The sequence below is a fragment of the Streptomyces sp. TRM49041 genome, assembly GCF_008271805.1.
In the GTDB taxonomy this organism is placed as follows: domain Bacteria; phylum Actinomycetota; class Actinomycetes; order Streptomycetales; family Streptomycetaceae; genus Streptomyces.
This window is the reverse complement of the sequence record NZ_VSRY01000139.1, coordinates 111,322-121,950: the sequence shown is the minus strand read 5'-3', so window position 1 is coordinate 121,950 and position 10,629 is coordinate 111,322. Positions and strand designations below refer to the sequence as shown.

The 10,629-nt window shown below is 74.5% G+C and carries 7 protein-coding genes and 1 pseudogene; 7 read left to right on the top strand and 1 reads right to left on the bottom strand.

The window, feature by feature from the left end; translation table 11 throughout:
• Positions 1–67: 67 nt before the first annotated feature.
• On the bottom strand, positions 68–1,282 hold the full coding sequence (locus FVS66_RS17985; protein WP_149180445.1) for an IS110 family transposase: 1,215 nt from the start codon (positions 1,280–1,282) through the stop codon (positions 68–70).
• 369 nt (positions 1,283–1,651) lie between these two features.
• Here FVS66_RS17985 and FVS66_RS17980 point away from each other — a divergent pair, with 369 nt between their 5' ends.
• From FVS66_RS17980 to FVS66_RS17950, 7 genes and pseudogenes are all read left to right on the top strand, one after another.
• A complete protein-coding gene (locus FVS66_RS17980; RefSeq protein ID WP_149182189.1) occupies positions 1,652–2,713 on the top strand; it encodes a CdaR family transcriptional regulator in 1,062 nt (353 codons plus the stop codon).
• 111 nt (positions 2,714–2,824) lie between these two features.
• Positions 2,825–3,120: pseudogene (locus tag FVS66_RS17975) on the top strand (substrate-binding domain-containing protein); the annotation flags it as partial.
• Positions 3,121–3,282: 162 nt separating this feature from the next.
• On the top strand, positions 3,283–5,382 hold the full coding sequence (locus FVS66_RS17970; protein ID WP_149182196.1) for a SpoIIE family protein phosphatase: 2,100 nt from the start codon (positions 3,283–3,285) through the stop codon (positions 5,380–5,382).
• Between the two features lie 336 nt (positions 5,383–5,718).
• A complete protein-coding gene (locus FVS66_RS17965) occupies positions 5,719–6,489 on the top strand; it encodes an IclR family transcriptional regulator (RefSeq protein WP_149182188.1) in 771 nt (256 codons plus the stop codon).
• A gap of 27 nt (positions 6,490–6,516) precedes the next feature.
• Complete coding sequence (locus FVS66_RS17960) at positions 6,517–6,957, top strand: hypothetical protein (RefSeq protein WP_149182187.1); 441 nt, start codon at positions 6,517–6,519, stop codon at positions 6,955–6,957.
• A gap of 4 nt (positions 6,958–6,961) precedes the next feature.
• Positions 6,962–10,348 (top strand): BTAD domain-containing putative transcriptional regulator, encoded by a 3,387-nt coding sequence (locus FVS66_RS17955; RefSeq protein ID WP_149182186.1) that lies wholly within the window; start codon positions 6,962–6,964, stop codon positions 10,346–10,348.
• A 62-nt stretch (positions 10,349–10,410) separates the two neighbouring features.
• Complete coding sequence (locus tag FVS66_RS17950; protein WP_149182185.1) at positions 10,411–10,611, top strand: hypothetical protein; 201 nt, start codon at positions 10,411–10,413, stop codon at positions 10,609–10,611.
• Positions 10,612–10,629: the final 18 nt, after the last annotated feature.

Below are 10,629 nucleotides of genomic sequence, written 5' to 3'. Positions count from 1 at the left end.
GGGGGTGCCTCTATGTCTTTCGTCAAGGCGCCCCTGTCGGGTTTGGGGTGGTTGGTGCTTGCTGAGGTTATGCGGCGAGTTCGACGTCGTCGGGTGTGCGGGGTTCGTAGAAGGTTCCGTCGCGGAGCATGGCGAACAGGACGCTGATGCGATGGCGGGCGAGGCGCAGAAGTGCCTGGGTGTGGGTCTTGCCACGGGCTCGGCAGCGGTCGTAGTAGGTGCGGGAGGCGGCATCATGCAGAGCGGCGAACGCGGAGAGGAACATCGCGCGTTTGAGCTGCCGGTTTCCGCTTCGGGGTGCGTGTTCGCCGTGGATCGAGGTCCCGGACGACTTGGTCGCCGGCGCGAGGCCGGCGTAGGAGGCCAGGTGGGCGGCGCTCGGGAACGAGCTGCCGTCGCCGACGGTGACCAGGAGGACTGCGGCGGTCCTGACGCCGACGCCGGGCAACGACGTCAGGACCGGGGAAAGAGGGTGAGCCTCCAGCAGTTCGTTGATCTGCGTTTCCAGGGCCCGGCGTTGTTCGTGGACCGCCGCGAGCGAGCGGGCCAGGGAGGGGACCACGATGTCGAGGGTGCCGGTGCCAGGGACGACGACGGTCTGTTCGTCGAGCGCGTCGAATACGTCGTCGATGAGCCGGGCGGCCATGCGCGGGGCCTTCGGGCGGATCAGTTCGACGAGTCTGCGGCGGCCTGCCTTGCGCAGGGCGGCCGGAGAGCCGTGGCGCTCCAGCAGCCAGGTGACGGCCTGGTGGTCGAGGCGGGGCCCGAGAACGCGCTCCAGGCTGGGGTGGAACTGGGTGAGCAGGCCGCGTATCCGGTTGGAGGTGCGGGTGGCCTCGGCTGCGAGGTCCTGGTCGAAGCCCGCGAGCACGGTCAGCTCGGCGGTGATCTCGTCGGTCAGTTCCAGCGAACGCAGGGTGTGGGGCATGGTGCGGGCGGCGTCCGCGATCACCGCGGCGTCCTTCGCGTCGGTCTTGGCCTCGCCCGGGTAGAGGTCAGCGATCCGCCGCATGGCCAGTCCGGGCAGGTAGGCCACCTGGCAGCCCGCGTCACGGGCCACCGCGAGCGGGAGGGCGCCGATCGAGGCGGGCTGGTCCACGACCACGAGGACAGTGCCGAACTTGTCGCGCAGCTTGTCAAAGACGGCCCGCAGTTTCGGTTCGCTGTTCGGCAGCGGCTTGTCGAAGACCTTCTTCCCGGCCGGGGTCAGCCCGTGCCCATGATGCGTGCTCTTGCCGACGTCCAAGCCGAGGAAGACGCCCACGCCGTCAGTGTCGATCACTGTGCCCCCACTCGTTCGTTACGTGCTGGCCTGGGCATCGGGGCCGTTCTCGCGCATCCACGTTATGCAGACCTGCCGCCCGCGGATGGCTGGGCATTGCGCCCGGCCAGGCGGTGGTCGGACCTCTCATCAGCGTCTCCGACGGCACCTCCCGGGCCCGGTGACACCACCCCCCCCGGTCATCCGTGCGACAGGGGGCAAAAGTCATGCCGGGCCCGGAGGCCAGCGGCCCTCTTGCAGGACCGCGAAAAACATAACGGGGCGGACGTCCGACGGCGGGTCTGGCACCCTTACCCACGGCAGTGCACGTCAGGAGCGCGTCAAGAGCGCCTTTGGACGACCGGAACACAGGACCAGTGGGGGAAGAGCGTGGCGGCGCGGGAGCGGGAGACATTCGGCGAGTACCTGGACGGGTACGCCGCCATCCTGGCGGAGGTCTCGGCCACCGGGCGGCGCCTCAATCGCGACGAGCTGCGCGCCCGCCGCGCCCTGGGCGAGCGCGCGGCCGAGGCCGGGCACGGCCTGCGCGCCCTCGTCGTCATGCACCTGGCGGCGACCCGGGAGGCATGGCCCGGCGACCACTCCACGGACAGCGTGCTCGCCGCCGTCCAGCAGGCCATCGACGCGTTCGCCGAGGGCTACGAGCAGGCCCAGCGGCTGGCGGTGCGCCAGGAGGAGGCCGCCCGCCGCGAGTTCATCGACGACCTGCTGTACGGCCGGAGCGACCTCGGCCGGCTCGCCGAGCGCGCCGAGCGGTTCGGGCTGCGCCTCGCCCGCGCGCACGCCGTGGCGGTGGCCGACGCCCGCACGGCGTACGACGAGGCCGGGCCGGTCTCCCGCCAGGTCGAGCAGGCCCTGCTGAGCCGCTTCGGCGACCGGCGCATCCTGTTCACCACCAAGGACGGCCGTCTGGTGTGCGTGGCGCCCGGCGACCAGGACGACGTGATGGCGTTCTTCGCCAAGCACGCGCACGCCGCCACCGACGGCGGCCGGGTCGCCATCGGGCGCCCGCACTCCGGGCCGGGCGGCGTCGTCCACTCGTACGAGGAGGCCCTGAACGCGCTGGACCTCGCCGAGCGGATGAACCTGGACGAACCGGTGCTGCGCGCCGCCGACCTGCTGGTCTTCCCCGTCCTGACGCGTGACCGGCAGGCCATGGCCGACCTCGTGCGCAGCGCCCTCGGCCCGCTGGAGCAGGCCCGCGGCGGCGCCCGTCCTCTGCTGGACACGCTCACCGCGTACTTCGACTCCGGCTGCAACGCCGCGGAGGCGGCCCGCCGCCTGAGCCTGAGCGTGCGCGCCCTCACGTACCGCCTGGACCGCATCCACCGCCTCACCGGCTCCAACCCGGCCGAACCGATGCACCGCTACACGCTCCAGACAGCCGTAATCGGCGCCCGCCTCCTGGACTGGCCCAACCGCGAGGTCTGACCCGACCGGCTCCCGAGCCCGCCCCCGCCGGTACCGCCCCGTCCGGCTCCACCGCGGGCATGCGTTCCGCCAGGGGAGAGGTGCCATGCTCGGCGCGTTCCCCATCGGGGAGCCGCCGCGGTGTACGACCGGCACACCGGCTTCGCCGAGCGCACGCTGAACGGTCTGCGGGAGCGCAGCGCCGAGCTGGGCGTCCGCCTCCTGTGCCGTCCGTACGAGGGCGGTTACGCTGCCACCCTCGCCCGCGTCTGCGACGAGCGGCCCGGTACGACCGCGTTCGTCGTCCAGAGCGAGGCCGCCACCGACCCGCTGCCGGCCTCCTACGTCAGCGGGGCCGCTCAGTGCCGGAGGACGTGTTGGTGGCGATCTGCCCCGACCAGGTCGCCGCGCACGCCTCCGTACCGCTCCGCGTACGTATCCCGCGCAGCGCATCGCGCGCCCAGCCGGGGCGGCGCGGGCAGCAGTACGAGCCGCTCCGGCGTCGACTGCACCAGCCGCGACCCCGCCGGACTGCGCTCCGCGGCCCGGCGGGGCAGGCTGGAGGCGTGGAGCGTAGCGTGCGGTCGGAGATGCGGGAGCTGGGCGCCGCCCTGACGGCCGCCATGGAGGACACCGGCGCCTCCGTCGGCATGGTGTACCTACTGCCGCCGGACGACCGGGCACTGCGCCTCACCGTGGTCAGCGGAGTGCCCCTGGAGATGGCCGCCTCCTGGACCCGCGTCGGGCTCGGTGACCCCATCCCGGTGGCCGACGCCGTGGCCCAGGGGCGCATGGTGTGGCTCGGCGACCAGGAGCAGATGGCTCGCCGCTACCCCCGGCCCGGGCTGGTACTGCCGTATCGGTTCGCGCTGGCCGCCCTCCCGCTCGCCACCGGCGCCGCCACCTGGGGCGGGCTCGTCATGCTCTGGCCCGGCTCCCACCCGCCGACGCTGTCGGAAGCGGAGGCCGACGCCGTCCGGGCGGCCTCCGATCGCATGGCCGCCGTCCTGGACGACGCCACCCGCTCCGGGCGGCCCGTCCTGCCCGGCGGCCTGCCGCTGGTGGTCAATCCCCGCCTCCCCGCCGCCGAGCCGGACCAGGCCGTCGCGGCCATGGCCTTCGCCGATCGGCTCCCCGGCGGGAGCTGCGCCCTGGACCTGGACGGCCGCATCACCTTCGTCACCCCGGCGGCCGCCGACCTCCTCGGTCTGCCCGTGCGTCGTCTCCTGGGCGCCCTGCCGTGGGAGGCGCTGCCCTGGCTGGACGACCCCGCCGTGGAGGACCACTACCGGGCGGCCGTGATCGGCCGGGAGACCACGGCATTCACCGCCGTACGCCCGCCGGGCCACCGGCTGCGATTCCGCCTCCACCCGGACGGCACCGGCATCAGCGTCCGTATCACCCCACTCCCCGACACCGGCGCCCGCGCCGGGGAGGAGGCGACCGCAGAGGACCACGCGCCGCCCGTCGCGACGGGCCGGGCGAGCGCCCTCTACCACCTGATGCACCTGGCGGCCACGTTCTCCGAGGCCGTGGGCCTCCAGGACGTCGTGGAGCGGACGGTCGAACAGATGACCACAGCCCTCGGTGCGCAGTCCATCGCCCTGCTCCTGGCGGAGGAGGGCCGGCTGCGTCTCGTCGGGCAGAGCGGCTGCGCCCCGGAACTCACCGAGAACCTCTACTCTGTCCCGCTCACCTCGGACACCCCCGAAGTCCGGGTCTTCACCACCGGCGCGCCGCTCTTCTTCCACGGCTCCGAGGAACTGCGCACGGCCTTCCCCCAGGGCTGTGCCGGGCCCCCGGCGGCCGCCTGGGCATTCGTACCGCTCATCGCCTCCGGCCGTCCCGTCGGTTCCATGGTCGTCGGCTACGCAGGGCCCCACGGCTTCCACACGTCGGAGCGGGCCGTCCTCAGCTCGCTCGCCGGCCTGGTCGCGCAGGCTCTGGACCGTGCCCGCCTCTACGACGCCAAGCAGGACCTCGCCCACCGCCTCCAGGCCGGGCTGCTCCCGCACAGCCTGCCCCGCGTGCCGGGCCTGGACGTGGCCGCCCGCTATCTGCCCGCCGGGCACGGCATGGACATCGGCGGCGACTTCTACGACGTCATCCGGCTCGGCGACACCACCGCCGCGGTCACCATCGGCGACGTACAGGGCCACAACGTCGAGGCGGCCGCCCTCATGGGCCAGGTCCGTACCGCCGTCCACGCGACCGCCGGGGCGGCGCCGGGCGAGGTGCTCGCCCGCACCAACCGGCTGCTCATCGACCTCGACACCGGCCTCTTCACCAGTTGTCTCTACGCCCACCTGGACCTGGCCCGGCACCGCGCCGTCCTCGCCACCGCCGGACACCCTCCACCCCTGCGCCGGCACCCCGACGGCACCACCGACATCCTGCCCGTGCCGCCCGGCCTGCTCCTCGGCATCGACTCCACCGCCGTGTACCCGGAGACCGAGGTCCCCCTCGCCCCCGGCACGCTCCTGGCCCTGTACACCGACGGGCTCGTCGAGATCCCCGGGGTGAGCCTCGACGAGACCACCGCCGACCTCGCCGCCCGGCTCGCCCACGGCGACGTACGCGACCTGGACGGCCTCGCCGACGCCCTCGTCCACCACGCCCGCCACACCGCGCCCCGCAATGACGACACGGCCCTGGTGCTGCTCCGATCCCACCCCGCGGAAGAAAGCTGAACTTTGTGTCATCGGGTTGATGGAGTGTCCGCCGGGGCCCGCGAGTCGGCGGGGACGGTCGTCGGAGACCCGAACGCCTCGCATGCTGCCCTGATGCGCGCGGTAGTTGCCCTTGGGGTCCGTTCGGTACGTCGGGGGGTTCGATACCTCGTCACACGTTCGAACCGTGGCGTGACCGCAGCCCCGCCGGGGTGCCAATGGCTCTCTCGTCGACCGGTGTCGGGCCGCCATCGGCCTGAGACGGCAGGGCCATTGCCCGTGAAGGGGGTGGTGAGTAGCCTTCGTTCGTCATACCGACCGGTGGTCGGGGTTTCGAATGAAAGGGTGGGTGGCCTCATGGGACGGCTTGTTCCCGCGGTGACCAGAGCGCTCGACATTCTCGAACTGTTCCTCGACGGCGACGGCACGCTCTCCGCGCCGGAGATCACGCGCAAGCTGCAACTGCCCCGCACCACCGTGCACGAGCTCATCACCACGCTCGCCGCCCGCTCCTGCCTCGTGCCCGTCCCCGGACAGCCCGGCCGCTTCCGGCTCGGCGTACGCACGTACCAGCTGGGCAGCCGGTACGCCGAACAGCTCGACCTGGCCGCCGAGGGCGAGCGGGTCGCCCGCGAGGTCGCCGAGACCTGCGACGAGACCGTTCATGTCGCCATCCTGGAGGGCCTGGACGTCATCTACATCGCCAAGGTGGACTCCACCCACGCCGTCCGCATGGTGTCGGCCGCCGGGCGCCGCCTCCCCGCCCACTGCACGTCCGTCGGCAAGATGCTGCTCGCATCGCTCTCGCAGGACGAGTTCGACACCCGTATCGACGGCCGTGAACTCGCCGCGATGACACCCGAGAGCCTCACCGACCCCGACGAGCTGCGCGCCGCGCTCGCCGTCGTCCGTGAGCGCGGCATCGCCACCGAGCACCGCGAGTCCCACCCGGATGTCAGTTGTGTCGCAGCCCCCGTCCGCGACAGCGCCGGCCGGGTCGTCGCAGCCCTGTCCATCTCCGTTCCCATGATCCGATGGAGCGAGGAGCGGGAGGCCGAGCTCGCCGAACTCGCCGCCAAGGGCGCCGACGACCTCTCCGCCAGCCTCGGCCACCGGGGCCCGGGGTGAGCTCCGCCCACCTGGAGGTCGCCGTCCGTGAGACCGCCGCACTGGGCGAGGGCCCCACCTGGGACCCGGCCACCGGCCGGGGTCGACCCGCACAGCAACCGCTTCTGGGCCCAGTCCAACATCTCCGTCCACACCGGCGCCGAGCTCACCGCGCTCACCGTCGAGGTACGCGTCGCCCAGACCGGCGGCGTCGCCGGCACCGGCCACTGGCGCACCCTCCCCGCCGACCACTTCACCGTCTCCGTACGCGAGGAGAACGGCGCCCTCGTCCACACCTGGACCCTCCGCCGCGTCCACACCGTCCCCACCGGCGAACACGTCTTCGCCGCCCAGTACAACCACGCCGAAGGCGGCCGCGACGCACGCGGCGACCGCTACACCGTCACCGCGACGGCGGCGGACGGCGGCCGGGCCACCGTGACCGGCGGCTTCCAGCCCGGAACCGGAACCCGGGGCGGGGCAGAATGACCCGGTGACACACCGCTACCGCGTACTCGGCGCCACCCGTGCGCTCCGCCCCGACGGCACCGAGGCACCCGTCGGCGGTCCCCGGCTGCGGGCACTCCTCACCGCCCTCGCGGCGGCCGCCGGGCGTGCGGTACCCGCCGGGGAGCTGGCCGCCCAGATCTGGGCCGACACCCCGCCCGCCGACGAGCCCGCCGCCCTCCAGGCGCTGGTGGGCCGCCTCCGCCGGGCCCTCGGCAGGGAGGCCGTGGACCTCGCGCGGGGCGGCTACCGGCTGCGGCTCGCCGGGGGCCCGGACGACATCGACCTGTTCCGCTTCGAACGGCTCGCCGCCGAGGGCGCCACCGCGCTGGCCGCCGACGACCCGGCCGCCGCCGCGCACCTCCTCGACCGGGCGCTCGCCCTGTGGCAGGGTCCCGCCCTGGCCGACCTGCCCGGCCGGGACGACGACCCCCTCGCCGTACGGGCGGAACGCCTCCGCACGGGCGCCCGGCGCGACCGCCTCGCCGCCGAGGTGGCGCTCGGCCGCCCCGAACAGGCCCTGACCGGCCTCGCCGAGCTGGCCGCCGCCCACCCCCTGGACGAGCCGCTCGCCGCGCTGCACATCAGGGCCCTCCGCGCCGCGGGCCGCCACGCCGAGGCCCTCCACACCTACGAACAGACCCGCACTCACCTCTCTCACCACCTGGGCACCGACCCGAGCCCCCAACTACGCGCCCTCCACACCGAACTCCTCGCCCCCGCCCCCACAACGCCCCCGCCGTCCCCGAAGGCCCACAGCCCGACAGCACCACCCGCGCACGCCGGTCAGCCCGGCCCCGGCGTGCCGCAGGCGCAGGGAAACCTCCGGGCCCGGCTCACGTCCTTCGTCGGCAGGGGCGCCGAGCTCGCCGCGCTCGCCGGGGACCTGGGGGAGCGGCGGCTGGTGACGCTCCTCGGCCCCGGCGGGGTGGGCAAGACGCGGCTGGCCCTGGAGGCGGCCGACGCGGTGGCCGCCGCCTGGACCGACGGCGTGTGGGTCGCCGAGCTCGCGCCCGTACGGGACGGGGCGGACGTCCCCGAGACCGTACTGACCGCGCTGGGCGCCCGTGAGGCGATCCGGTGGTCGGCCGACACCGGCCAGGCGGGCGGCCGTGACCCGCTCGCCGAGCTCGTGGAGCGCTGCGCCCGGCGCCGCGTCCTGCTCGTCCTGGACAACTGCGAGCACGTCGTCTCCGCCGCCGCCCACCTCGCCCAGCATCTCCTCGAACGGTGCCCCGGCCTCACCGTCCTCGCGACCAGCCGGGAGCCCCTCACCGTGCCGGGGGAGACCCTACGGCCCGTCGAGCCCCTGCCGGCCGAGGCGGCGCTGCGGCTCCTCGGGGAGAGGGGCGCCGCCGCCCGGGCCGGGTTCGAGGTCCGCGACGACCCCGACGCGTGCGTCGAGATCTGCCGCCGCCTGGACGGCCTGCCCCTCGCCATCGAACTCGCCGCCGCCCGACTCCGCGCCCTCGACCCGCGCCGGATCGCCGACCGGCTCGACGACCGCTTCCGCCTCCTCACCGGCGGCAGCCGCACCGCCCTGCCCCGCCAGCAGACCCTGCGCGCCGTCGTCGACTGGTCCTGGGACCTGCTCGACCACCACGAGCGTGCCGTACTGCGCCGCCTCTCCGTCTTCTCCGGCGGCTGTGCGCCCGCCCAGGCGGAGACCGTCTGCGCCGCTCCCGGCAACCCCGGCCCCGCGGCCGACACCCTCGATCACCTCACCTCCCTCATCGACAAGTCCCTCGTCGTCGCCGCCCCCGCCCCCGACGGCACCATGCGCTACCGCCTCCTGGAGACCGTCGCCGAGTACGCCTCCGAACGCCTCGACGAGGCGGGGGAGCGGGACACCACCGAACTCCGCCACCTCGCGGCGTACCGCGAGCTCGCCCGCACCGGCGACCGGGAGCTGCGCGGCCCGCGCCAAGCCGCCTGGCTACGGGTCTTCGAGGCCGAGCACGACAACGTACGGGCCGCCCTGCGCACCGCCGTCGACCGCGGTGAGGAGCAGGAGGGAATGTGCCTCGTCATGTCGATGAGCTGGTACTGGCAACTGCGCGGCCACCAGCCGGACGCCGGCTTCTGGTCCGCCGCCGTCGCCGCGCTCGGTCCCGACCCGTTCCTGCCGCCGGTCCGCCCCGCCGTCCCGCTCACCGAGCCCTGTACGGCCACCCCGCCGCCCTGGCCGGAGGACCAGCTGTGGGAGGCCCGCCGCAGCGTACGGCTCCTGGTCCTCGCCGCCGACGGCGACCTGGGCGCGGCCGCCCTGGAGAGACCGGAGATGCGCGCGTACCTCCGGGCCGTCGTCGACGCCTATCGGCCGGGCCACCCTCAGAACAGCCGCCAGCCCGGCGCGATGTGGTTCTTCGTACGCCTCATGACCGGCGACCTCCCGTCCCTCCGCGCCACCATGGACTCCTGCCTCGACTGCTGCCGCACCCACGGCGACGCCGGCGACATCGGCTTCGCCCTCCTCATGCGGGCCAAGATGCTGCCCGGCGACCCCGCCGACGCCGAGGAGGCCCTGGCCCGGTTCGAGGAGGCCGGGAATCCGTGGGGCATCGCCCAGTCGCTCTCCGCGCGCGGCGAGGCGTACGAGCGTGCGGGCAGGTACGCGGAGGCGGCTCGCGACTTCCAGGGGGCCATGGACGGCGCCCGGCGGATCGGCGATCCCACGCAGGTCACCGTCTTCCGGGCCCGCCTCGCCGCCGTCCGCCTTCACACCGCGACCGGCCCCGCCGAGCGCGCCCGCGCCGAGCGGATGCTGGAGGCCGCCTCCGACGAGGCCGCCGAGCACAACACCGAGGTGATCAGCACCGCCCGGCTGCTGCTCGCCCAGCACTACGGCCTGACCGGCCGCGTCCCGCAGGCCCGTGCGCATGTCGACATGATCGGGCGGGAGCTGCGCCCCGGCACGGCCGAGATGTTCACGGGCATGGTCACCGGCCTGCGCGCCTGGCTCGACTGCGTCGAGGGCAACCACGCCCGCGCCCTGGAGCGGGTCGCCGAGGCTGTCCGCAGCCTGGAGACCCTCGCCCACCTGGTCGCCCCACCCCTGCTGCTCGGCCAGTTCGCGACCGCCGCCCTGGCGCTGGCCCGCCTCGGCGACCCGCACACCGCCGCCCGGCTCGTCGGCGCGTACGACCGGCACGGCGACACCCACGGCGGTACGGGCCTCCGCCAGCTCACGCCCGAGGCCGAGAGGGACGTGCGCGACGAGGCCGAGGCCGTGGCCCGGGCCGCCCTGGCCCCCGCAGGCTACGCAGCCGCGTACGCGGAGGGCGCCGCCCTCACGCTGAAGGAGGCCGCCGCCCTCGTCCGCCGCCCGCGTCCCCGGGCGCCCGCCCCCGGAGCCTCCGACGGCGCCCGGTGAGGGGATGCGCTCCCGCTGGGCGGCGACGACAATGGCCAGTGCCGGACGAACAAGGAGGCGGCATGAGAGAAGAGCCCGAAACGACCTCCCGGCGGGGTGGCGTCACCCCTGACGCCATCCTGCACAGCGGTGCGGAAGGCGAGTTCACCGCGGAAGACCTGGTCCTCGCCTCCGGGCGCGACGTGAACCCCAAGAATCTGGCCTGGGCCGAGCGCAGGATGGCCGAGAAGGGGAAGGCCGCCCTCGACGAACTCCTGCCCTGACCCGACCGTCCCCCGGGC